The following is a 23,758-nucleotide window of genomic DNA, read 5'->3' as shown; positions in this document are numbered from 1 at the left end:
TCCGAAGCCGCCGAAGGACTTTCCATATGTCGAAGATCGCGTCCGTGGTCGCAGATCACTACAGGGTGCCGCTGGCCGTCCGGCTGACCGACAGCATGCACGGCGCCATGGACGATTTCGAGCTCATCACCGTCCGCGTCCGCGACGAGGACGGCGTGCAGGGCCTCGGCTACACCTACACCGTCAACGCCGGCGGTGCTGCCGTCGCCGTCATGATCAACCGGTACATGGCGGACGCCCTGATCGGCGAGGATGCGACGCGCATCGAGTACCTCTGGGAGAAGCTGTGGTGGCAGCTGCACTACGCGGGCCGCGGCGGGCACCAGACCTCCGCGATCTCCGCCGTCGATGTGGCGCTCTGGGATCTTCAGGGCCGCCGGCTGAACACCCCGCTGTGGCAGCTGTTCGGCGGGTACGACCCGCGGGTGCCCGTCTACGCCGGCGGGATCGACCTCGAATTCACGCAGGATCAGCTGCTGCACCAGGCCGATGCGTTCCAGGAGGCGGGGTTCCGCGCCATCAAGATGAAGGTGGGGCGCCCGAGCACCCGGGAGGACATACAGCGGGTGGCCGCGATGCGCACCCACCTGGGCGACGATTTCCCCCTCATGGTGGACGCCAACATGCGCTGGACCGCGGACCAGGCCATCACGGCGGCCCGCGCCCTGCAGGAGTTCGACCTTCTCTGGCTTGAGGAACCGATCATCCCGGACGATCTGCCCGGCCATGAACGCATCCTCCGGCAGGGCGGCATCCCGCTCGCGGGCGGCGAGAACCTGCACACCCTCCACGAGTTCCGGGCAGCGATCACGGCAGGCGCCATCACCTACCCCGAACCGGACGTCAGCAACTGCGGCGGGTACACGGTGTTCCGCAAGATCGCCTCACTCGCCGAATCCTTCAACCTGCCGGTCACCAGCCACGGCGTCCACGACCTCACGGTCCACGCCCTCGCGGCAGCACCCAACCGCACCTTCATGGAGGCCCACGGCTTCAGCATGGAGGCCTACATGGCCGACCCCATGCCGATCGTCGACGGTTTCGTCACCGCGCCGGACACCCCCGGGCACGGCATCGACCTCGACTTCGACGCCCTCGAACAGCACCGCGCCTGATCCGTCCACCACCACCCAAAGGAACAGCAGTCATGAAACATCGTCGTTTTGTCACCCTCGCCGGCGCAGCCTCCGCCACCATCCTCGCCCTCGCCGCGTGCACGGCCCCCCTCGAATCGGGCAACGGCGGCGGCGGTGGTGGTGGCGGGGAGGCCGAGCCCGAGGGCGCGTCCCAGGTCGTGGAACGCGAGTCCGAGGAGGTCTGCACCAACCCCTCGCCCTCGGACACACCCATCTCGGACATGGTGATCGGCTTCTCCCAGTCGGAGAACGAGCAGAACCCGTTCCGCGCCGTGGAGACCGAGTCCGTGCGCCAGACCGTGGAGGAGGCCGGGGCGGAGCTCGTCTACACCAACGCCAACAGCGACCAGGCCAAGCAGCTCACGGACATCCAGTCGATGATCAACCAGGGCGTCGACGCCGTGATCGTGGCCCCCATCAGCGCGACCGGGCTCCAGGGCGCCTTCGCCGCGGCCCGTGAGGCGCAGATCCCGATCGTCACGATCGACCGGCAGCCCGAGGGCACGCCCTGCGAGGACTTCATCACGTTCCTGGGTTCGGACTTCTACAAGCAGGGCGAACGCGCGGCGGCAGCGATCGTGGAGGCCACGGGCGGTGAGGGGAGGATCGCCGAGATCCAGGGCGCCCCGGGCAGCGACGTCGCCACCCTGCGCACGGAGGGCTTCGCCGATGAGATCGCGAAGCACGAGGGCCTCGAGATCGTGGCCCAGCAGACCGGCAACTGGTCCACCAGCGAGGCGCAGGAAGTCCTCGGCCAGGTCATCTCCGCGAACCCCGATGTCACCGCCGTCTACACGCACAGCGACACGATGGCACTCGGTGCCCTCACGGCCATCAACAACTTCGGCAAGCAGCCGGGCCAGGACATCCAGGTGGTCTCGATCGACGGCACCGCCGACGCCGTCACGGAGATCGCCAACGGGAAGATCTTCTCGGTCGTGGAGACGAACCCGCGCTTCGGCAAGGCCGCCCTCCAGGCCCTCGAGGACTGGTTCGCCGGTGAGGATGTCTCCCAGGAGATCATCATGAAGGACGCCCTGTACACGCAGGACAACGCCCAGGAAGCCCTGGATTCCGGTGCCGCCTACTAGCCCCGCATCACCACCACTCACAGCGAGGTAGGACATGTCCGATCATCACAGCCCCGTTGTGCTCCAGGCCCGGGGTATCCAGAAGTCGTTCCGGGGGGCGCGCGCCCTGAAGGACGTCTCCCTCACGCTCCGGGCCGGGGAGGTCCACGGCCTCAACGGCGAGAACGGCGCCGGCAAGTCCACGCTGATCAAGATCATCACCGGGTTCTACCAGCCGGATGCCGGCGAACTGCTCCTCGAGGGTGACCCGGTGACCTTCGCGCGGCCGCTGGACTCACAGCACGCCGGCATCAGCACGGTGTACCAGGAGGTGAACCTCATCCCCGAGCGGACCGTCGCCGAGAACATCCTCTTCGGACGGGAACCGCAGCGCGCCGGGTTCCTCGACAAGAAGGAAGCCCTGCGCCAGGTGCAGGAGATCCTGGACCGCTACAGCCTGGCGATCGATCCACGCGCCCGGATCTCGGACCTCGGGCTCGGCATGCAGCAGATGGTCTCGATCGTGCGGGCCGTGGCGTTCGATGCGAAGGTGGTGATCCTCGACGAACCCACCTCGGCGCTGAACGGCAACGAGATCGAGACGCTGTTCGCGGTGATCCGCCAGCTGCGGTCCGAGGGGACGGCGCTGCTCTTCGTGAGCCACCGCATGTCGGAACTGTACGAGCTCTGCGACCGCTTCACCGTCCTGCGCGACGGCGAGCTGGTCACGGAGAGCACGCCCTCGGAGCTGCCCCGGGCCGAACTCGTGAAGGCGATGCTGGGCGGGGTGGACCTCGAGGAGGGGGTCCTCGACCGCGACGCCGCCAGGAAGCGGACCGAGCGGCTCGCCGGTGAGGAGGTGGGCCTGTCCGTCCGTAACCTGACCTGGAGCACCCGGGTCAGGGACGTCTCGTTCGACGTGCACAAGGGTGAGATCGTCGGTCTCCTCGGGCTGCTCGGTTCGGGGCGCACCGAGACCTGCAAGACCATCTTCGGCGCCGTCCGGGGCGATTCGGGCGAGGTCCGGGTCGGCGGGAAGCAGCTCGGTCGGCGCACCCCGGCGCGGTCCCTGCGGGCCGGGATCTCCTACCTCTCCGAGGACCGCCGGACCGAGGGCATCTTCCCCGGGCTGAGCGTCAAGGAGAACATGACCGCGGCGATGCTGGGCAAGCTGTCCACGGCGGGATTCATCCGCAGATCCGCCCAGAACAAGGTGGTCAAGGAGTTCTCCGGGGAGCTCCGCGTGAAGGCCGTCAACCCGGAACAGTCCATCAGCGAGCTCTCCGGCGGGAACCAGCAGAAAGTGCTCCTCGGGCGCTGGCTGTCCATCGGTCCCGAGGCGATCCTGCTCGACGACCCGACCCGCGGCATCGACGTCGGCGCGAAGGCCGAGGTGCACCGGGTCATCCGCGACCTCGCGGCCCAGGGCCTCGCGGTGGTCGTGACGTCCAGCGAGACCGAGGAACTGCTGACCCTGTGCGACCGCCTCGTGGTCCTCAGCGAGGGCCAGGCGACCGGGGAGATCTACCCGCACGAGGTGGGGTACGACGACGTCGTGGCCCAGCTCTCCGGCCAGGCGCAGGCCACGGCAACCACGACGGGAGGGACGGAATGAGCACCGCGACACGCCCCGCGGCGACCAGCCGCGAGCAGGAGGGACGACCGACCGGCCAGCGGCTGCAGGAATGGGCGAGCAAGTACTCGGTGTACGCCGCGCTGATCGCCCTGTTCCTCTTCAACCTGGTGGCCACGGAGGGCTTCGCCACGGCCTTCACGCTCCAGAACCTGCTGTTCTCCGCGGCGCCGATCATCATGGTGGCCGTAGGCCAGTGCCTGGCCATCGGTACGGGTGGAATCGACCTCTCGGTGGGCTCCGTCATGGCGTTCAGCTCTGCGACGATCGCGCTCTACCTCGGCTACGGCGAGGTGGCGACCATCATCATCGCGGTCGCGGCGGCGGCGCTGATCGGCGCCTTCAACGGCTCCCTCATCGCTTTCGCGCGCATCAATCCGCTGATCACCGGCCTGGGACTGCTCGTCGCCGTGCGCGGCCTCGCGCAGGCGCTGTCGGGAGGCTCCCGCAGCAGCATCCCCTCCGGCGGCCTGTTCACCTGGATCGGCAACGCGTCCTTCCTCGGCATCCCCGTGGTGGCGCTGTTCGCCCTCGCCGTGGCCGGCCTCGTCGCGATCCTGGTGCGCAGGACCACGTTCGGCCGGTACGCGCTGTTCGCCGGTTCCAACCGGGAAGCCGCCTTCCTGGCGGGTACCCCCCGCAACACCACCCTGCTGGCCGTCTACACGCTGAGCGCGGCCTTCGCGGGGATCGCGGGCCTCATGATCTCCGCCAGGATCGGCGCGTCGGATCCCAGCTTCATCGGGCTCAACTTCGAACTGACCGCGATCGCCGCCGTCGTCATCGGGGGGACCCCGCTCGCGGGAGGGCGGATCTCCATCCTGGGCACGGTGGCCGCCGCGATCTTCCTCCAGCTCATCGACACCACCTTCGTCATGCAGGGCATCAACTTCGCGTTCGCCCAGGTGCTCAAAGCGGCACTGATCATCGTGGCGCTGTACCTCCAGCAATCACGGAAGGACACCCGATGACCCTCACCGACGTCGCCCCCGAGAAGGCCCGGCGGAACCGGGTGCTCGAACTCACGCAGTCCTACGGCGTGATCGGTGCCCTGCTCCTGCTCTGCATCCTCGCCACCGTCCTCTTCCCGTCCTTCGCGACCGCCCCCAACTTCTCGGCGATCGCCACGGCCGCGTGCTTCGTGGGTCTGATCACCATCGGGCAGAGTTTCGTACTGATCTCCGGGGGGATCGACCTCTCGGTCGGTTCGATGGTGGGACTCGGGACCGTGTGCGCGGCGCTCGCGGCACCCTACGGCTGGGCGGCAGCGCTCGCTGCGCCTGTCGTCGCGGGCGCCGTGATGGGCCTGGTCAACGGGCTCCTCATCGGCAAGGCCGGCATGGCGCCCTTCATCGTCACCCTCTCGGCGCTCCTCGCGGTCAAGGGCATCGCGCTCGCCCTCGCCCCGCTGAGCATCGTCATCCAGCCGGGCAACGGCTTCACCTCGATCGGCAACGGCTCCTTCCTCGGCATCAGCAACCTCATCTGGATCCTGCTGATCGCCTTCGTGGCCGCCGGCCTCGTGCTGAACCGGACGCCCTTCGGGTCCAGCGTCTTCGCCCTCGGGGGCAACGAGGACGCCGCACGGATGATGGGCGCGGACACCTCCCGGGTGAAAGTGGCCGTGTACGTCATCAGCGGCTCCCTCGCGGGACTCGCCGGCGCCCTCCTGGCCTCCCGCCTGTCCTCCGGCGTCGCCACCCTGGGCACCGGGTACGAACTGACGTCCATCGCCGCCGCCGTCATCGGCGGGGTCCTCCTGACCGGCGGGGTGGGGACCATGCTGGGTGCCATCTGCGGTGTCCTGCTCATCGGGGTCATCCAGAACGTCATCAACCAGATCGGCACGCTCAACGCCTACTACCAGGACCTCGTCACGGGCCTGTTCCTGGTCCTCGCCGTGATCGTGCAGGGAGTCCTGTCGAATCGCCGCAGGGCCTGACCGTCCATCCGGCACCACCATCCGGCACCACCATCCAGCCCCACCATCCAGCCCACCGAAGTACGAAGGAGCAGCACCATGGGAGTTCTTGACGGCAAGACCGCGCTGATCACCGGAGCAGCCTCCGGTATGGGACGGGCGATGGCCCTCGGCTACGCCCGCGAAGGCGCCCACGTGGTCATCGCGGATCTCAACGTCGACGGCGCCCAGGCGGTCGTCACCGAGATCGAGGCCGCCGGCGGTGCGGCCTCGGCGAAGGCCCTGAACGTGGCCGACCCCGAGGCCTCGAAGGCCGTGGTGGATGCGATCGTCAGTGAGCACGGCACCCTGGACATCCTGGTCAACAACGCCGGGATCGGCCTGATCCGGTCCGTGGAGGAAACCACGCCGGCCGAGTGGGACCGCATCTTCAGCGTCAACGTGAAGGGGCTGTTCTTCCTCAGCCAGGCGGCCTGCGTCCCGATGCGTGCACAGCGCAGCGGCAAGATCATCAACATGGCCTCGATCGCCGGCCGCCGCGGTGAGGCGCTCGTCGCCGCATACTGCGCCTCGAAGGCCACCGTCATCTCGATCACCCAGTCCGTCGCGATGGACATGGCGCCCTACGGCGTGAACGTCAATGCGATGGCGCCCGGGATCGTCGACACCCCGTACTGGAAGGAGGTCGACAAGCAGTTCGGCGAGCGCACCGGCAAGGCGGAGGGCGAGACCTTCAAGGACGCCGCCGCAGGCATCCCCCTCGGCCGCACGTCCGTCCCGGAGGACGTCGTCCCGCTCGCCATCTTCCTCGCGGGCCCCGGATCCAACTACATCACCGCCCAGACGTACAACGTCGAGGGCGGGATGGTGATGAGCTAGGAACGCCATGACAATCGACCTCTTCACCCCGGACTCCCTCCTCGGCGAGGCTCCGACCCTGCTCATCGGTGGGGAGTGGATCACCACCGACACCACCCGCGCGGTGGACAACCCCGCCACCGGCCAGGTGATCACCGAAGTCCCCGACGGCAGACCCGAACACGTCGACCGCACCCTGCAGGTGGCCGCCCGCGCACAGCGGGAGTGGGCGCGCCGGTCCTACGCCGATCGCGCGGCCGTCCTGGCGGAGGTCGTCCGGCAGGTGGACGCCCACGCCGAGGAACTCGCGCAGATCGTCGTCGCCGAGCAGGGCAAGACCATCACGGAGGCCCGCGGCGAGATCGGCGGCGTGAAGGCCTTCTTCGACTACTCCATCAGCCAGAAGTACCGCAACGTCGGCGAGCTCGCCGCCCCTGCCGCGCACGGGCAGCAGCTGGTCATCCGCGAGGAACCGGTCGGCATCGTCGCAGCGATCATCCCCTGGAACTTCCCCGCCGCCATCTTCGCGCGGAAGGCAGCCCCCGCGCTCATGGCAGGGAACGCCGTCGTCGTGAAACCCAGCGAGCTCACCCCCCTGTCCTCCCTGGCCCTGGCGCGGGTGTGCGAGCGGGCAGGGGTCCCGAGCGGGCTGATCAGCGTCATCACCGGGGCGGGGCGCGAGATCGGCACGGCCCTCGTGGAACATCCGCTCGTCGGCATGGTCACGGTCACCGGGTCCACCCGGGCCGGGCAGGAGATCCTCGCCACGGCGGCGAAGAAGATCATGCCCGTGTCCCTGGAGCTCGGCGGCAAGGCCCCGGTGATCGTCTTCGAGGACGCCGACCTGGACCTGGCCGTCCAGCAGGCCTTCGAGGCCCGCTTCTGGAACTGCGGCCAGGTCTGCACCTGCAACGAGCGCACCTACGTGCAGCGCGGCGTCTACGACCAGTTCGTGGAACGGTTCGTCGCCAAGGTCAGGGACCTCAAGGTGGGAGACCCGCTCGACGACGCCTCGCAGATGGGCCCGAAGATCTCGCAGCAGGAGTGGCAGAAGGTCAAGGACCACGTGGATGGCGCGGTGCAGGCCGGCGCGAAGCTGGAGATCGGCGGAGGCCGGCCCGAGGGCATGGAGGACGACGGCGGCTACTGGTTCGCTCCCACGGTGCTCACCGACGTCACGAACGACATGGACATCGTGCAGCAGGAGGTCTTCGGCCCGGTGCTGCCGATCGTGCCGTTCGACACGTACGAGGAGGTCATCGGGTTCGCCAACTCGACCATGTACGGGCTCACCTCCCACGTGTTCACCGAGAACATCCGGATCGCCATGTCGGCCACGGACGACCTGGAGTTCGGGGAGGTCTACATCAACAAGATCGGGCCCGAGGAGGTCCAGGGGTTCCACACCGGCTGGAAGATGTCCGGCCTCGGGGGCGACGACGGCGTCCACGGGTTCGAGCGGTACACCCGGCGGAAGACCGTCTACACGGACTACGCAGCCAACTCCTAGTCCGCCGTCGCTGCTCCAGGGGCCCCGTACCGGGGCCCCTGTGGCAGGGTTGTTGCAGTTGCCGGCTCCTCCCGAAAGTCCCACCCTCCATGAACTCCACATCGCGGCCGATGCGCACGCGGCTCATCGACGTCGCCAATGCGGCCGGGGTCACCAAATCGGTGGTCTCGCGCGCGCTCAACGGCGACGCCACCCTCAACATCCGCGGCGAGACGAGGCTGCGCATCTTCGAGGCGGCCGCGGCCCTCGCGTACGAGCCGCATGCCGGGGCGAAGGCCCTCGCCGGTGCCCGCACCCGTGCGCTCGCCCTGCTCATCCCCGACCTGACCAACGCCGTCTACGCCCGCATCGCCCGCGGCGCCTACCAGCGGGCACGCGAGCGCGGCTTCGTGGTGCTGCTCGCCGAGGACACCGAGAACTCGCGGACGCAGTCCGACTACACCGACCTCGTCGGGGCCGGCCGGGTGGAGGGCCTGCTGATCGCCTCGGCCCGCGAAGGACACCCGCTGCTGGAATCGGGCAGGCTCACGAACGTGCCCCACGTGTTCGTCAACCGCACGGTGTCCGGGTCCAACCGGAACGTCGGTGTGGACCTGACCGGGGCGAGCCGGATCGCCTTCGACTACCTCTTCGGCCTGGGACACCGGAACATGGGCCACATCTCCGGGCCGGGCGATCTGATGCCTGCCCGGGAGAGGGAGCGCGGGTTCCTCCTGGAGGCCGAGGGCGCCGACATCCCCACGCCCGCACTCGCCCGCCAGGAGTACAGCGAAGAGGGCGGCTTCCAGGCCGTCCATGAGCTCCTCACCGACAACCCCGCCATCACGGCCATCTACGCGGGGACCTTCAGCCAGTCCGTCGGCGCCCTGAAGGCGCTGAGGGTCCTCGGCCGGCGCGTCCCCGAGGACGTCTCGCTGCTCTCCTACGACGACCTCCCCCTGGCCGCGTACCTCGAGCCGTCGCTGACCACCATGGCGCTGCCGCTCCAGGAACTCGGCAGTGCCGCCATCGACGCCCTCCTCGACCAGTTGCAGGGCACCGAACCCCGGAACGTGGTCCTGCGGGGCCAGGCCACCATCATCGAACGGGATTCGACCGCGCCGCCGCGGCCGGCGCACTGATCGCATGGCCTTCGAGCGGTTCCCCATCCGACGACTCACCGAGCACCCCGCCAACCCGCTGGACCGGCGCATCTGGCCGGCCACCCTGGCCCCCGTCACGGACATCCTCGATCACGGCCTCGAGCTCGGTCCGGCCACCGTCCTGGTGGGGGAGAACGGGTCCGGGAAATCGACCATCATCGAAGCGATCGCCCTGGCGTACGGGCTCTCGCCCGAGGGAGGATCCACCGGGGCCCGGCACACGTCCCGGCCCACGGAGTCCGTCCTCGCCGATCACCTCCAGCTGGTCCGCAACGCGGGCACCACCCGGCGCGGGTACTTCCTGCGCGCCGAGACCATGCACGGGTTCTTCACGTACCTCGAGGCGAACCCCGGCAGCACCGGGACGGATGTCCCCTTCCACGAGATGTCCCACGGTGAATCGTTCCTCGAACTCGTGGTCGACAGGTTCCGCGGGCCCGGGCTGTGGGTGCTCGACGAGCCGGAGTCGGCGCTGTCCTTCTCCGGGTGCCTGGCGCTGCTCGGTGTCCTCAAGGAACTCGTGGCGTCCGGGAGGTCCCAGGTGGTCCTGTCCACCCACTCGCCCCTCCTGGCGGCCCTGCCCCAGGCGCAGATCCTCGAGGTCGGCAGCTGGGGCCTGCGCCCCCGCCGGTGGGAGGACCTGGGCCTCGTCACCGCCTGGCAGGCCTTCCTCGCCTCACCGGAGCGGTACCTCAGGCACCTCTAGCGGACGGGTCAGGACCACACGCCACGCCGAGCTGTCGCCCTCGCATAGGCTCCGAAGGACGACGCCGACCTGCCCAGGAGCTGCTCGACACCGACCCCGAGCGACGCGTTGCGCCCATCGAGGATCTCGGTGAAGAGGTACCCGAGAGGCTCGGCCTCCTCCACCGGTATGCCGTCCGCGGCCAGATCCGCGACGAAGGTCGGGACGTCGACGGCCTCGAAGACCACGCGCCGTCCGCCGGCGTCGCTGAGGGCCGCCGCCACGTCGGTGAAGGTCAGCAGCTCCGGGCCCGACAGCTCGTAGGTGGCATTCCCGGGATCCGGCCGGGTGAGTGCCTCGACCGCCGCGTCGGCGACGTCGTCCACGTCGACGAAGGCCTCGGGCACGTCCGAGGCCGGGAGCAGCAGGCGGCCCCGACGGACCGGCCCGGTGAGGAAGTGTTCCGAGAAGTTCTGCTGGAACCACGAACAGCGCAGCACCGTCGTCGGCACGCCGCCGTCCCGCAGGGCGGCTTCGCTCGCTCGCGCCCCCTCCTCTCCACGGCCGGAGAGCAGCACGAGCCGCTCGAGCCCCGCTGCGGCGGCCAGCCGACCGAGAGCTGCCATCTTCCCGGGCACACCGGGGAATCCCAGGTCGGGGGCGAAGCACACATACGCGGCGGTCGTCCCCTCGAGGGCCGCCGGCCAGGTGTCCGGTCGGTCCCAGTCGAAACCGGTACGGCGGGAGGCGAGCCGCGTGGGCACCCCTCGCGTGGTGAGTCGGTCATGGATGCGTGTTCCGGTGCGCCCTGCGCCTCCGAGAATGAGAATCGTCATGCATCCAGTCAAGCGCCGGCGTCCCGGACGCGGAATGGCCCGGACTCGTTGATCCCTTCGTCATCGTCTAGCCTGTGCGCCATGGATCCGTTGACGCACTTCCTCGATGGCCCCCGGGCCGTCCGGGCTTTCGCCCTGTCCATGCACATGAGCGCACCCTGGGGCGTCACGGTCCGCGACAACGCCGCGCTGACCGTCCTCGCCGTCACGCGGGGCCGGGCACGGATCGACGGCGTGCTGCTCGAGGAGGGCGACGTCGCCCTCGTCCGGGGCGGGGCACCGTACGAGGTGACCGACCCTGCCGGCAGTCGCCCCACGATCGTCATCGGTCCCGGCCAGCAGTGCACCACCCTCGACGGACACGACCTGCGGGAGGAGTTCCGGCGGGGCATCCGGCGATGGGGCAACACCGAGGACGGCGAGACGTCCCTGCTCGTGGGGACGTACGAACGGGCCGATCAGGCCGGCGGACTCGTCGCCCGCGCCCTCCCCCCACTCGCCGTCGTTCCACGCGAGGAGTCCGACGAGGCTCTCGTCGGACTCCTCGCCCGCGAACTGGCGTACGACGACCCCGCGGCGCAGGTCGTCGTGGACCGTCTCCTCGACGTCCTCGTGGTCAGCACCGTGCGCCGCTGGCTCGAGCGCCCCGACCCGTCCCGTGGGCCCACCTGGCTCACCTGCAGCGACCCTGTGGTCCTCGAGGCCCTGGAGCACCTGCACGCCTCACCCGGGATCCCCTGGACGGTCGGGAGCCTCGCCAGGGAGGTCCGCGTGTCACGGGCCTCCCTCGCCGCACGCTTCCGGGCTGGCGTCGGCGAACCGCCCATGAGCTATCTCACCCGGTGGCGGCTCACCCTCGCCGGGGATCTCCTGCAGACACCGCACACCACCATCTCGCAGATCGCCCGCACCGTCGGATACAGCAACGCCTTCTCCTTCAGCACGGCCTTCAAGCGACGCGTGGGAATCACCCCCACGGAGTTCCGCCACCACCGCCCTGCCCTCTCGGGCGGCGAGCTACCCCCGTACACTTCTTCCGTTCCCTGCTCCAGCCCATGAGATCCAGGAAGGTCACGCCATGAAGATTGCTGTTGCTGGTGGAACCGGGACGGTCGGACAGCACGTCGTCGCCGTCGCCAGGGAGGCGGGGCACGAGGTCCGCATCCTGTCCCGCTCGAAGGGCGTGGACCTCACCGCAGGTGAGGGTCTCCCCGGTGTCCTCGAGGGAACCGACGCCGTCATCGATGTCACCTCCACAGCCACGCAGTCGGGCCGCCGGTCGCGGGAGTTCTTCGCCGCCGTCACGGGCAATCTGCTGACTGCCGGGAAGATCGCCGCGGTGCCCCACCACCTCGCTCTCTCCATCGTCGGCAGTGACCGGGCGCCCTTCGGCTACTACGCGGGCAAGAAGGTGCAGGAGGACCTCGTGACGTCCGGCTCCGTGCCGTGGACGATCCTCAGATCGACCCAGTTCCACGAATTCGCCCGCCAGATCTATGGCCGGTTCGGTATCGGGCCGCTCCATCCGGTGCCGACCATGGTCTCGCAGCCCGTCGCGGCGCGCGAGGTGGCGCAGCGCCTGGTGTCCCTGGCCGAGGGAGGACCCGCAGGACGCCCGGCGGATCTGGCGGGGCCGGAAACCCTGCGCATGGTCGACATGGTGCGTGCCTACTCGTCGGCGCTCGGCCGCCGCGGCCTGATCCTGGAGTTCCCGCTGCCGGGAGCCTTCGGTAGGGCTCTGCGGGACGGGACCCTGCTGGCTCCTGGCTCCGCTGATCGCGGGACCCAGACCTACGCCGACTGGGCGTCGCGGCTCGGGCAGGCGTCCCGGGCCCTCTGAGGCGGGACAGGAGACCCTGGTTCATCTGCGCCCGCCGGGTCCCGATGGCTGCGGTGGTGCCCGGCCTGCAGCGGAGGCCGGGTGCCGGCGCGGTGGGTCCCGTGCCGCTCCGTCACCCCGACGCCCGGACCATCCCGGATGCCGCGAGTCCCGCGAGGTCGTTGAAGCTGTACAGGTGCAGCCCCGCGTAGCCGGCGCCGTCGAGTGCGGCCACCAGCGGTGCCGGATCGTAGGACGCCGAGGAGATGAGCTGCCGTACCACCGAGCCGGTCTCGCTGCCGCCGGACGAGCGCCGCAGGAAGCCGAGGGACTGCCCGACGCCGATGCTGCCGGCGAGCCGCAGCAGTCGCGCCACGCGGACGGGCCCGGGGACACCCGCCCAGACGGGCAGGTCGACGCCGGCGAGCCGGAGCCGGGAGGGGTAGGCGTGCAGGGTGTCCGGGGAGAAGCAGAGCTGCGTGACGCACCAGGACGCCAGGCCCTGCTTCGCGCGCAGCGTCCTCGCAAGCTCGTCCTCCGCCGTGCCCGGGTGGCCCTCGGGGTACACCGCGATGCCCATCCCGAGGGCGCCGCCGGAGAGGTCGGCGATGTCCTCCATGAGGGCACCGCTCCACGCGTAGGGTCCCGCGGTGGTGGCGGCATCCCCGCCGATCACGAAGACGTCGGCGATCCCTGCTCCGCGGCACGATGCCACATAGCGGCGGAGCTCCGCGCGGTCGGCGACGGACCGCGCGGCGAGGTGGGGGATCACCGTGTATCCGGCTTCGGCGAGGTCCACCGCCGTCGCGACCGCCTCCTGCGGGCCGTGGTGCGGCAGGCAGGTCACGGTCACGACGGCGGGGGCGGGCAGGGAGGTGCGGAGCCGCTGCACGAGACCCTCCGCCGGGACGACCTCCACCCGGACCGGCAGCCCGACCGTACTCAGGTCAGCACTCCACCACGTTGAGCGCCAGTCCGCCGCGCGCAGTCTCCTTGTACTTGTCCATCATGTCCGCGCCCGTCTCGCGCATCGTCTTGATGGCGACGTCGAGGGACACATGGTGCTGCCCGTCGCCGCGCACGGCCATGCGGGCCGCGGTGATGGCCTTCATGGCCCCGACGGCGTTCCGCTCGATGCAGGGGATCTGCACGAGACCGCCCACGGGATCGCACGTCAGGCCGAGGTTGTGCTCGATCCCGATCTCGGCCGCGTTCTCGACCTGCTCGGGGGTGCCGCCGAGCACCTCGGCCAGGGCTCCGGCCGCCATGGCGCAGGCGGAGCCCACTTCTCCCTGGCAGCCCACTTCGGCGCCCGAGATGGAGGCGTTGCGCTTGAACAGGGAGCCGATCGCCGTCGCGGCGAGCAGGAAGCGCACCACGCCGTCCTCATCGGCGCCCGGTACGAAGTCCACGTAGTACTTCAGGACCGCCGGGATGATCCCCGCCGCGCCGTTGGTCGGAGCGGTGACCACGCGGCCGCCGGCGGCGTTCTCCTCGTTGACCGCGAGGGCGAAGAGCGTGACCCACTCCATCGTGCCGAGCCGGTCGCTCGGGTCGTCGGCCTTCTCGAGCAGCTGTCGCTGCCGTTCGGCCCGGCGCCGCACGCTGAGGCCGCCGGGAAGGATCCCGCCCGTGGTGGTGCCGCGCCGGATGGTGTCCTGCATGACGGACCAGATCTCCAGCAGGCCCGCGCGCACCTCGGCCTCGGAGCGCCAGGACAATTCGTTGGCGAGGACGACGTCGGAGAAGGACCACCCGCTGGCCCGGCAGATGCCCAGCAGCTGCTCCGCGGTGTCGAAGGGATGGGAGAGCGGCACGGCTGTCAGGTCGGCGATCTCGGCCCCGATCTGGTCCTCGTCGAGGACGAAGCCACCGCCCACGGAAAAGTATTCCCGAGTACGTATTATTTCCCCCTCACCCGAATATGCCGAGAATCGCATGCCATTGGTGTGGAACTCGAGGCGTTGCCTGCGGTGCAGCACCACGTCCGTCCCGGGGTCGAACGGGATCGGGCGCTCCGCGGCGAGGTTCAGCGACCGGCACTCGCCGATGTAGGCGACGCGCGCGTCGGCGGATGTCGGATCCACGAGGTGCGGCTGCTCCCCCTCGAGGCCCAGCAGCACCGCCTTGACCGTGCCGTGGCCGTGGCCGGTCACGCCGAGGGACCCGAAGAGGTCCACCTGCACGCGGTGCACGGTGGGCAGGAGGCCGTCCATGCGGAGCAGTTCCGTGAAGAGGTAGGCGGCGGTCATCGGCCCGCCGGTGTGCGAGCTCGAGGGGCCGATGCCGATCTTGAAGAGATCGAAGGCGCTGATGGTCACTGCGCGGTACCGGCGGCCTTCTCGCGCCTGTAGAACGGCGTGGGGATCACGGTGAACGGTTCCGGGCGGCCGCGAAGGTCCACCTGCACCTCGGTGCCGATCGCGGCGTAGGCGGCATCCACGTAGGCGAGCGCCACGGGGTAACCGAGGGTGGGGCTCGGCAACCCCGACGTCACCGTACCCACGCGCGCGCCGTCGACGACGACGTCGTACCCGGCGCGCGCCGACCGGCGGCCGACGGCACGCAGGCCCACGAGGCGCCGTGCGGGCTCGACGGCCTTGAGCGGTTCGAGCACCGAGCGTCCCACGAAGTCGTCGGTCTTCTTGGTGCTGACCACGGGTCCGAGGCCGGCCTCGAACGGGTTGGTGTCGAGGCCGAGCTCGTGGCCGTACAGGGGCATGCCGGCCTCGAGGCGCAGGGAGTCGCGCGCGGCCAGACCGCAGGGCAGCAGCCCGTGCGCGTCCCCGGCCTTCAGCGCGGCGTCCCAGAGGCGGACGGCGAGGTTGCTGCCGATGAAGATCTCGAATCCGTCCTCGCCGGTGTAGCCGGTGCGTGCCAGCAGGACGGGGAGTCCCGCGAGCTCGAGTTCCACGGCGGCGTAGTACCCCAGGCCGCGGACGGCCTCGGCGTCGTCGGGGCGTGCGAGGTCCAGGAGCACCGCCTCGGCCGTGGGACCCTGCACGGCGATGAGCGCCGTGGCTTCGGACTGGTCCTCGACGGCGACGTCGAAGCCCTTGGACCGCTGGCGCAGCTCCTCCGCGACGACCTCGGCGTTGGAGGCGTTGGGTACCACGAGGAAGGAGTCCTCGGCGAGCCGGTACGTGATGAGGTCGTCGATCACCCCGCCCTCGGCGGTGCAGATCAGGGAGTACTTGGCCTTCCCGACGGCGATGACCGCCAGGTTGCCGACGAGGGCGTAGTTGAGGAACTCGGCGGCCTGGGGGCCGCTGACGAGGACCTCGCCCATGTGCGACAGGTCGAACAGACCCGCGGCCCTGCGGACGGTGTGGTGCTCCTCCAGTTCGCTCCGGTACTTCAGGGGCATCTGCCACCCCCCGAAGTCGGTGAAGGACGCGCCGTGCGCCTCGTGCTGCGTGTACAGGGCGGTGTGCTTGCTCAGCTCGCTCATGGGGCCGGGTTCCTAGTCTTCGAAGGCTTCGATGGGCGGGCAGGAGCAGACGAGGTTGCGGTCGCCGTGGGCCCCGTCGATCCTGCGCACCGGCGGGAAGTACTTGTCGTGGCGGAGGCTCCGCAGCGGATAGGCAGCGAGCTCGCGGGGGTAGGCCTGCGTCCACTCGTCGCCGATGAGCACCTGCGCCGTGTGTGGCGCCTGACGCAGCGGGCTCTCCTCGATGCTGAACTCTCCCGAGGCCACGCGGTCGATCTCTCCCTTGATGGCGATCATCGCGTCGACGAAGCGGTCCAGCTCGGCGAGGTCCTCGGACTCCGTCGGTTCGACCATGAGCGTGCCTGCCACGGGGAAGGACAGCGTGGGGGCGTGGAAGCCGTAGTCGATCAGGCGCTTGGCGACGTCCTCGGCCGTCACGCCGGTGGCGGCGGTGAGCGGGCGCAGGTCCAGGATGCACTCGTGCGCCACGAGGCCCTGCGCGCCGGTGTAGAGCACGGGGAAGTGCTCGGTGAGGCGTGCGGCCACGTAGTTGGCGGCGAGCAGGGCGTGCGCCGTCGCGCTCGTGAGACCCTCGGAGCCCATCAGGGCGACGTACGCCCAGGAGATCGGCAGGACGCCGGCGGATCCGTACATCGACCCGGAGACGGGCGTGCCGCCCTCGGCGTCGGGTCCGCCGTCCGTGGCGATGTCACGGTTCGCGTCGCCCGGCAGGAACGGCGCGAGATGCGCGGCCACGGCCACGGGACCGACGCCGGGTCCGCCGCCGCCGTGGGGGATGCAGAAGGTCTTGTGGAGGTTCAGGTGGGAGACGTCGCCGCCGAACTCGCCGGGCTGGGCGAGGCCCACGAGCGCGTTGAGGTTGGCGCCGTCGATGTAGACCTGGCCGCCGGCGTCGTGCACCTTCTCGCAGACCCAGCGCACGTCCTCCTCGAAGACGCCGTGCGTGGAGGGGTAGGTGATCATGATGGCCGAGAGGTTCCCGGCGTGCTGTTCGATCTTGGCCAGCAGGTCGTCGTGGTCGATGTTGCCGTTCGGAGCGGTGCCGACGACGACCACCTTCATGCCGGCCAGCACCGCGGAGGCCGCGTTGGTGCCGTGTGCGGAGGACGGGATGAGGCAGACGGTGCGGTTCTCGTCGCCGCGCGAGCGGTGGTAGCCGCGGATGGCGAGGAGACCGGCGAGTTCGCCCTGCGAGCCGGCGTTCGGCTGGAGGGACACGCGCGCGTAGCCCGTGATCTCGGCGAGGCGGTCCTCGAGGTCGGTGATCAGTTCGCGCCAGCCCTCGGTCTGGCTCTCGGGCGCGAACGGGTGGATCGAGGCGAACTCGGGCCAGGAGATGGACTCCATCTCCACGGTGGCGTTGAGCTTCATCGTGCAGGAGCCCAGCGGGATCATGGTGCGGTCCAGGGCGAGGTCCTTGTCGGAGAGCCGGCGCAGGTACCGGAGCATCGCGGTCTCCGAGCGGTGCCGCGAGAACACGGGGTGCGTCATGAACGAGGACGTGCGGTGCAGTTCCTCGGGGATCCGCTCGCCCGCGTTCCGGTCCGCCGTGGCGTCGGCGGTCCCGCCGAACACGCCGGCGACCGCCGCGATGTGCTCCGGGGTCGTGGTCTCGTCGCAGGAGATGCCGAGGTGGTCGGCGTCCACCCGGCGGAGGTTGTAGCCCTGCGCCTCGGCGGCGTCCGCGTACTCGGCGGCCCGACCCGGAACGCGGACCAGGAGGGTGTCGAAGAACGCGGCATGCACGACCTCTGCGTCGGTCCCCTCCAGGGCGGCGGCGAGCGCGACGGCGCGCCGGTGCGTGGTGCGGGCGATCGCCGTGAGGCCTTCGGGGCCGTGGTACACGGCGTACATGGACGCGACGATCGCGAGGAGCGCCTGCGCGGTGCAGATGTTGCTCGTGGCCTTCTCGCGGCGGATGTGCTGCTCGCGGGTCTGCAGGGCGAGGCGGTAGGCGGGGGCGCCGTCGGCGTCCTTGGAGACGCCCACGAGGCGGCCGGGCAGCATGCGCTCGAGGCCCTTGCGCACGGCCATGTAGGCGGCGTGCGGGCCGCCGAAGAAGAGCGGGACGCCGAAGCGCTGGGCGGAGCCGACGGCGATGTCCGCGCCCTGCTCGCCCGGGGCGGTGACGAGCGTCAGGGACAGGAGGTCCGCGGCGACCGTGACGAGGGCACCGCGCTCCTTGGCGGAGGCGATGACGGCGGCGTGGTTCCGGAGGGCGCCCGAGGCACCCGGCTGCTGGAGGACGACGCCGTTGATGTCGCCGTCAGGCAGGCCGGCGGAGAGATCGGTGACCTCCACCTCGAAGCCGAGCGCCTCGGCGCGGCCACGGACGACGGCGACGGTCTGCGGCAGGGCGTCGGCGTCGATGACGGTACGGCCCTTGTTCCTGCCGGAGCGGCGCATGAGGAGCACGGCCTCGGCCACGGCGGAGGCCTCGTCGAGCAGGGAGGCGTTGGCGATGTCCAGGGCCGTGAGATCCTGCACCATGGTCTGGAAGTTCAGGAGCGCCTCGAGCCGGCCCTGGGAGATCTCCGGCTGGTAGGGCGTGTACGCGGTGTACCAGGCGGGGGATTCGAGGACGTTGCGGCGGATGACCGGCGGCGTGATCGTGTCGAAGTAGCCCTGGCCGATCATCTGGACCGCGGTGCGGTTGCGGCCGGCGATGCGCCGGAGCTGCGCCAGCACCTCGGTCTCGCTCAGGGCCGCGGGCAGATCGAGGGCCCTGTCCAGGCGGATGCTGGCGGGGACCGCCAGGTCCACGAGCTTCTCCAGGGTGGGGTAGCCGAGGACCTCGAGCATCTTCCCGGCGTCGGACGTGCGGGGCCCGATGTGGCGGTCGGCGAAGGTGGAGGCGGTGCCGGAGACGGAGCCGGTGGTGCCGGGTGCCGTGTCGGGGGTTGCGGTCATGGGAACTCCGTACGTCGGGTGGCAACGCGGTCGCGCGTGCCAGGTCGGGTTCCTCCCCGCTCTGTGTGGGACCTGAGAGTTTCCGCAGGGCTCCGCGCCTGCTTGCACCGTCGGTGAGCGCCGGATCATGCCGGGGCTGCTTTCCAGAGTTGCCTAGCCGCAGCGGTACGTTCGCCTGAGAGATTCCTGGGGAGGATTTGCTCCTACGGCGCCTACCGGTGTTGAGTCAACGGCAGAACTCTCCCGCTGCAGATCGATGGCGTATTCAGTTGGGATGTGCGGCTGTGAGCCGCCCCACAGCTTACCGCGCGGAGCGGACGCGAGGCAAAGGTACCCGGCCCGTCGGCGGAACACTACCCGGGGCCGCAGTGCGGGGGAAGGTTTGCACACAAAGCCGGGCCGGACGGTCCGTACCGGCGGAACCGGCGCTAGCGTGGGATCAACAGCACCTCCCGCACCAGGAGTATCGATGATGATCCCCCGCTTCCGCTCCGCCGCCGTCGTCCTCCTGCTCGCGGGCGCCCTGCTGTCCGCCCCTCCGGCAGGTGCTGCGGCACCCTCCTACGTGGCCCTCGGCGATTCCTACTCCTCGGGCACGGGGACGCGGGCGTACCTCGCGGACGGCTCGTCCTGCCGGCGCTCGGTGTACGCGTACCCCTCGCTGGTCGCGAGCGCCAAGGGGTACGCCCTGAACTTCCGCGCGTGCTCCGGGGCCACCGTCCCCGACGTCGTCGCGACCCAGCTCGGCGCCCTGACCCCCACGACGGCGTACGTCTCGCTGAGCGTCGGCGGGAACGACGCCGCCTTCGTGGATGTGCTGACCGAATGCGCGAAACCCGCCTGGATGAGCGACTGCACCGCCGCGATCGACCGGGCACAGGCCGTCATCACCGGAGCCCTCCCGGGGAGGCTGGCCTCGCTCTACCGGCAGGTCCGCGCGCGGGCGCCCCAAGCGAGGGTCGCCGTCGCCGGCTATCCGCGGATCTTCAACGGCGAGGACTGCAACGCGGCCACCTGGTTCTCCCCCGAGGAGGAGGCGCGCCTGAACGCGACGGCGGACCTGCTGAACCGGACGACGGCGATGGCCGCTGCGGCGGCCGGCTTCACCTTCCGTGCCCCCGCCTTCACCGGTCATGCGGTGTGCGACGACGTCGAATGGATCAACGGGCTCTCGAACCCCGTCTCGGACTCCTACCACCCGAACCGGGCAGGGCACGCCTCGGGCTACGTCCCGCTCATGGGCGCAGCGCTGACCGGGAGTGCCGTGGCCGTCACGCAGGACACCCTGCAATCCGCCGAACTCTCCGCGCCCGAGCTCACACAGCAGCAGGGCGCCTACGCCGTGCAGGACGCCGGGATCCGGCCGGAACGGTTCGTGCTGCCCGACCTGAAGAGCCCGGCCGCCCGGGCAGCGGCGGCGCGTGCCGGGGTGGATCTCGCGGATCCCGCGAGCGTCGACCGGGCGGACCGTACGGCGGAGGCCCGGCAGCTCAGCCGCTAGTGCCCGGCTCCGGAGCGATGGGTTCCGGGGCCGCCGCGTTCCGCCGGCTCGTCTACGCCCGCCCCACGGGCATCGGCCACCCCGCATCGAAGCAGGCACGACGAGCCCACCCTCCTCGGCCTCGGCGCGATGCATACATATGCATGGAATAACGGGCGGGCGCGGTCGGTTCCAGTATCAGGCCCAGGGTGGGTCCGATCGTCGGAGTACGGGAGCACAACCATGACACGCGAACTGGAACTCGGTCTCGACACCTTCGGGGATGTCACGCGCGGGGAGGACGGCAGGCCGCTCCCCTACCCGCAGGTCATCCGCAACGTCATCGCCGAGGCCGTCCTGGCCGACGAGGTCGGCGTCGACTTCATCGGGATCGGCGAGCACCACCGCGACGACTTCGCCGTCTCCGCCCCTGAGACCGTCCTCGCCGCCATCGCCGGGAAGACCGAGCGCATCCGCCTCGGCTCCGCCGTCACCGTCCTCAGTTCCGATGACCCGGTGCGCGTCTACCAGCGCTTCGCCACGCTCGACGCCGCATCCGACGGCCGAGCCGAGGTGATCCTCGGGCGCGGGTCCTTCACCGAGTCCTTCCCCCTCTTCGGCTACGACCTCTCCGACTACGAGCGGCTCTTCGAGGAGAAACTCGACCTGTTCTCGGAGCTGATCAAGGAGGGCCCCGTGACCTGGTCGGGCAGCACACGGCCGGGGCTCGAGGGCCACGAGGTGTACCCGAAGACCGAGGGAGGGCGCCTGAAGACGTGGATCGGCGTCGGCGGCAGTCCCGAGTCCGTGGTGCGTGCCGCGCGCTACGGCATGCCCCTGATGCTCGCGATCATCGGCGGCGACCCCGCCCGCTTCGCCCCCTACGTCGACCTCTACCACCGGGCGCTCACCCAGCTCGGGCAGCCGACCCTGCCCATCGGCGTCCACTCCCCGGGATACATCGCGGACTCGGACGAGCAGGCCCGCGAGGAGCTGTGGCCCGACAACCGCATCATGCGTGACCGCATCGGCCGCGAGCGCGGCTGGGGTCCGACGACGCGCGCCGAGTTCGATCAGGAAGCCGATTCCGGTTCGCTCTACGTCGGCTCGCCGGAGACGGTCGCGAAGAAGATCGCGGCGACGGCGCGGACTCTCGGGATCGACCGCTTCGACATGAAGTACAGCGCGGGTCCCCTGCCGCACGAGAAGCTCATGCACAGCATCGAGCTGTACGGCACGAAGGTCATCCCGCTCGTGCGGGAGATGCTCGCGTAGAGCGCGCAGGGGTTCCCGCGGCTTCGCTCTTTCTTCGGGTTTCTTTCGCACTTCGGGCACGTCGCGATTGAGCGCAGCCGAGGAGAGTGGACTCCAGGAGTGCAGCACTCCGTGATCCTCCCGCCGGTTCCGGTCCGTCCACCGGGACCGGCGGGCAGCGTCAGCAGGAACCAGCGGCAGTACCGAAGGAGCAGGCGTGACGACGATCGACCTCCCGTCCATCACCCCCGGGGTGCGGGCCGCCCGGCAGGCGCGCCACGCCGTAGCACCCGTCACGTCCATCGCCCCCGCTGCGGCAGAGCGCCCGACCCTCCCGCAGCGCCTCGCGAGTCTCCTCGGCACCGTGTTCATGGTGATCGCCGTCGTCGCGGTCCTGTTCTTCGCGATCGGCCCCCGGTTCTTCGGCTACCAGACCGCCACCATGCTCACCGGCAGCATGGCGCCGGAGATCGTCCCGGGCGACGTGGTGGTCACCACGCTGCAGCCCGTCGACGGGATCGCCGTCGGAGACGTCATCAGCTACCACATCCCCGTCGAGGACCACCGCGTGGAGACCCACCGCGTGGTCGAGGTCGTCCAGGGAGCCGACGGCACCACCGCCGTGCGCACCAAGGGGGACGCCAACGAGTCCGTGGACCCGTGGCTCGCGACGCTCGACGGCGATTCCGTCTACGAGGTCGCAGCCGTGATCCCGCAGGTCGGCAACGCGATCCGCGCCCTCCGTACCCCCCTGGTCAGCCACGTCCTGGTCTACGGCATCCCCGCCGTGCTCGTCGGGGCCCTGCTCCTCATGATCTGGTCCCGTCCCGACGGCGCCGACGATGCAGACGCCGCGGACGACCCCGCGGCCGGCCTCGGGGTTCCGCGTCCCGCGACCGGGAGCCCGGACGTGCCCACGCTCGACCGGTCGATCCTCGAGAACCTCGGTGAGGAGCTGTCCAACCAGGCGGGTGCACTGCAGTTCGCGGACTCGTTCGTGGACCTGCTGCCGCAGCGGATCACCGCCATCGAGGACGCCTTCACCGCCCGCGACGCCGACGCCGCCGTCGTGGCGCTGCTCAGCCTCACCGTCAGCGCCTCGATGGTCGGTGCAGGCCGGCTCGAGGAGGGCTCGGCGGCCGCCATGGAGGTCATCGACCAGCCCCGCGAACACGCGGCGGTCGTCGCCCGCCTGCGGGTCCTGGCCAGGGAGTTTCAGGCCGCGCTGGGCGGCATCATCCGGTAGCCGACCCCGCGGACCGTGCGGATGAAGCGGGGGGCCTTGGTGTCCTCTCCCAGCTTCTTGCGCAGGTTCCGGATGTGCACCTCCACGAGGTGCTGGTCGTTGACCCAACCGTCGCCCCAGATGCGGGAGAGCAGCGTCTCGCGCTGCCAGACGCGGCGCGGCCCCGAGACGAGCGTCGCCAGGAGATCGAACTCGATCCGCGTGAGCGGCAGCTCGACGCCGTCGAGCATGGCGATCCGGCCCTCGGCGTCGATGGTGATGGGTCCGTGCGTCAGCAGGTTCTCGGCCTGAGCAGGAGGCGCGGCGACCGCCGTCGCCACGGCGCCGGACAGCGGTGCCTCCGTGTCCTCCGTACCCGCCGAGAGCTGCGACCTGCCCTGGCCCGTGCTCCGCGGCCGGCGGAACATGGCGTTGACGCGGGCGCCGACCTCCCGCGGGCTGAACGGCTTGACGACGAAGTCGTCCGCCCCGATCTCGAGGCCGATGAGGCGGTCGATCTCGTCCTGCCTCGCGGTGATCATGACCACGTACGCGTCGGTGAGCGGCCGGATCTGACGGCACACCTCCACGCCGTCGATGTCCGGCAGGTTCAGGTCGAGGGTCACCAGATCGGGGCGGCGTTCCCGCACGAGCGCGACGCCCTGGCGCCCGTTCTCGGCTTCGATGGTGGTGAAGCCGTTCATGCCCAGGGTCATCACCAGCAGCTGCCGCACGTCGGCGTCGTCTTCGATGATGAGTGCAACGCGCGCATGAGGGTCGGGTGTCATGGGTACCACACTGCCAGATGTTGGATCGACCACCGAGCTC

The 23,758-nt window shown here is 70.3% G+C and carries 20 protein-coding genes and 1 riboswitch; of the genes, 14 read left to right on the top strand and 6 right to left on the bottom strand.

The genetic code is table 11. From position 1 onward, the window contains the following. Positions 1–26: 26 nt before the first annotated feature. The 9 genes from AC4D2C_RS02830 to AC4D2C_RS02790 all read left to right on the top strand — a co-directional run bounded on the left by AC4D2C_RS02830 (position 27) and on the right by AC4D2C_RS02790 (position 9,976). The gene (locus AC4D2C_RS02830; protein WP_490912418.1) at positions 27–1,115 is read left to right on the top strand and encodes a mandelate racemase/muconate lactonizing enzyme family protein; all 1,089 of its coding nucleotides are present in this window, start codon (positions 27–29) and stop codon (positions 1,113–1,115) included. Between the two features lie 32 nt (positions 1,116–1,147). Further along, a complete protein-coding gene (locus AC4D2C_RS02825; RefSeq protein ID WP_490912417.1) occupies positions 1,148–2,227 on the top strand; it encodes an ABC transporter substrate-binding protein in 1,080 nt (359 codons plus the stop codon). Between the two features lie 34 nt (positions 2,228–2,261). Next, complete coding sequence (locus tag AC4D2C_RS02820; RefSeq protein WP_490912416.1) at positions 2,262–3,821, top strand: sugar ABC transporter ATP-binding protein; 1,560 nt, start codon at positions 2,262–2,264, stop codon at positions 3,819–3,821. Then, entirely contained in the window at positions 3,818–4,810 is a 993-nt protein-coding gene (locus AC4D2C_RS02815; RefSeq protein ID WP_490905072.1) for an ABC transporter permease, read from the top strand. Before AC4D2C_RS02820 ends, AC4D2C_RS02815 begins: the two co-directional genes overlap by 4 nt. Continuing rightward, positions 4,807–5,781: an ABC transporter permease gene (locus AC4D2C_RS02810; RefSeq protein WP_490912415.1), complete on the top strand. Its 975-nt coding sequence runs from the start codon at positions 4,807–4,809 to the stop codon at positions 5,779–5,781. The genes AC4D2C_RS02815 and AC4D2C_RS02810 overlap by 4 nt, the downstream gene beginning before the upstream one ends. Positions 5,782–5,859: 78 nt before the next feature. Beyond that, positions 5,860–6,639, top strand: a complete 780-nt coding sequence (locus tag AC4D2C_RS02805; protein WP_490905070.1) for a glucose 1-dehydrogenase — start codon at positions 5,860–5,862, stop codon at positions 6,637–6,639. A 7-nt stretch (positions 6,640–6,646) separates the two neighbouring features. Then, the gene (locus tag AC4D2C_RS02800; RefSeq protein ID WP_490912414.1) at positions 6,647–8,128 is read left to right on the top strand and encodes an aldehyde dehydrogenase family protein; all 1,482 of its coding nucleotides are present in this window, start codon (positions 6,647–6,649) and stop codon (positions 8,126–8,128) included. An 89-nt stretch (positions 8,129–8,217) separates the two neighbouring features. Continuing rightward, positions 8,218–9,249: a LacI family DNA-binding transcriptional regulator gene (locus tag AC4D2C_RS02795; RefSeq protein WP_490912413.1), complete on the top strand. Its 1,032-nt coding sequence runs from the start codon at positions 8,218–8,220 to the stop codon at positions 9,247–9,249. Positions 9,250–9,253: 4 nt separating this feature from the next. After that, the gene (locus tag AC4D2C_RS02790; RefSeq protein WP_490905067.1) at positions 9,254–9,976 is read left to right on the top strand and encodes an AAA family ATPase; all 723 of its coding nucleotides are present in this window, start codon (positions 9,254–9,256) and stop codon (positions 9,974–9,976) included. 8 nt (positions 9,977–9,984) lie between these two features. On the opposite strand, the gene AC4D2C_RS02785 is transcribed toward AC4D2C_RS02790, so the two are convergent. Next, the gene (locus tag AC4D2C_RS02785; protein WP_490912412.1) at positions 9,985–10,791 is read right to left on the bottom strand and encodes an NmrA family NAD(P)-binding protein; all 807 of its coding nucleotides are present in this window, start codon (positions 10,789–10,791) and stop codon (positions 9,985–9,987) included. 81 nt (positions 10,792–10,872) lie between these two features. Between AC4D2C_RS02785 and AC4D2C_RS02780 the strand changes: the two genes are divergently transcribed. Together AC4D2C_RS02780 and AC4D2C_RS02775 are read left to right on the top strand one after the other, a co-directional pair. Then, positions 10,873–11,850 (top strand): AraC family transcriptional regulator, encoded by a 978-nt coding sequence (locus AC4D2C_RS02780; protein WP_490912411.1) that lies wholly within the window; start codon positions 10,873–10,875, stop codon positions 11,848–11,850. A gap of 19 nt (positions 11,851–11,869) precedes the next feature. Further along, the gene (locus AC4D2C_RS02775; RefSeq protein ID WP_490912410.1) at positions 11,870–12,631 is read left to right on the top strand and encodes an SDR family oxidoreductase; all 762 of its coding nucleotides are present in this window, start codon (positions 11,870–11,872) and stop codon (positions 12,629–12,631) included. A 112-nt stretch (positions 12,632–12,743) separates the two neighbouring features. Here AC4D2C_RS02775 and AC4D2C_RS02770 read toward each other — a convergent pair whose 3' ends face one another. From AC4D2C_RS02770 to gcvP, 4 genes are read right to left on the bottom strand one after another with little or no spacing between them, the layout of a single operon-like run. Beyond that, entirely contained in the window at positions 12,744–13,529 is a 786-nt protein-coding gene (locus tag AC4D2C_RS02770) for a methylenetetrahydrofolate reductase (protein ID WP_490912409.1), read from the bottom strand. A 28-nt stretch (positions 13,530–13,557) separates the two neighbouring features. Then, positions 13,558–14,931, bottom strand: a complete 1,374-nt coding sequence (locus AC4D2C_RS02765) for an L-serine ammonia-lyase (protein WP_490912408.1) — start codon at positions 14,929–14,931, stop codon at positions 13,558–13,560. Continuing rightward, a complete protein-coding gene (gene gcvT, locus AC4D2C_RS02760; protein WP_490912406.1) occupies positions 14,928–16,061 on the bottom strand; it encodes a glycine cleavage system aminomethyltransferase GcvT in 1,134 nt (377 codons plus the stop codon). Before gcvT ends, AC4D2C_RS02765 begins: the two co-directional genes overlap by 4 nt. Before the next feature lie 12 nt (positions 16,062–16,073). Next, positions 16,074–18,971: an aminomethyl-transferring glycine dehydrogenase gene (gene gcvP / locus AC4D2C_RS02755; RefSeq protein WP_490912405.1), complete on the bottom strand. Its 2,898-nt coding sequence runs from the start codon at positions 18,969–18,971 to the stop codon at positions 16,074–16,076. Positions 18,972–19,124: 153 nt separating this feature from the next. After that, a riboswitch (glycine riboswitch) is annotated at positions 19,125–19,227 on the bottom strand. A 213-nt stretch (positions 19,228–19,440) separates the two neighbouring features. Here gcvP and AC4D2C_RS02750 point away from each other — a divergent pair. The 3 genes from AC4D2C_RS02750 (at position 19,441) to AC4D2C_RS02740 (ending at position 22,951) form a co-directional block, all read left to right on the top strand. Beyond that, entirely contained in the window at positions 19,441–20,472 is a 1,032-nt protein-coding gene (locus AC4D2C_RS02750; RefSeq protein ID WP_490912404.1) for an SGNH/GDSL hydrolase family protein, read from the top strand. Positions 20,473–20,694: 222 nt separating this feature from the next. Beyond that, on the top strand, positions 20,695–21,726 hold the full coding sequence (locus AC4D2C_RS02745; protein WP_490912402.1) for an LLM class flavin-dependent oxidoreductase: 1,032 nt from the start codon (positions 20,695–20,697) through the stop codon (positions 21,724–21,726). 196 nt (positions 21,727–21,922) lie between these two features. After that, the gene (locus tag AC4D2C_RS02740; RefSeq protein ID WP_490912400.1) at positions 21,923–22,951 is read left to right on the top strand and encodes a signal peptidase I; all 1,029 of its coding nucleotides are present in this window, start codon (positions 21,923–21,925) and stop codon (positions 22,949–22,951) included. Here AC4D2C_RS02740 and AC4D2C_RS02735 read toward each other — a convergent pair. Further along, positions 22,921–23,718 carry a response regulator gene (locus AC4D2C_RS02735; RefSeq protein ID WP_490912398.1) on the bottom strand — a complete coding sequence of 266 codons (798 nt, stop codon included), beginning with the start codon at positions 23,716–23,718 and terminating at the stop codon, positions 22,921–22,923. The genes AC4D2C_RS02740 and AC4D2C_RS02735 overlap by 31 nt on opposite strands. Positions 23,719–23,758: the final 40 nt, after the last annotated feature.

The organism is Arthrobacter sp. TJ-240 (assembly GCF_058269195.1).
Note: the sequence above shows the minus strand (reverse complement) of the source record. Positions and strands in the feature narration are given on the sequence as shown.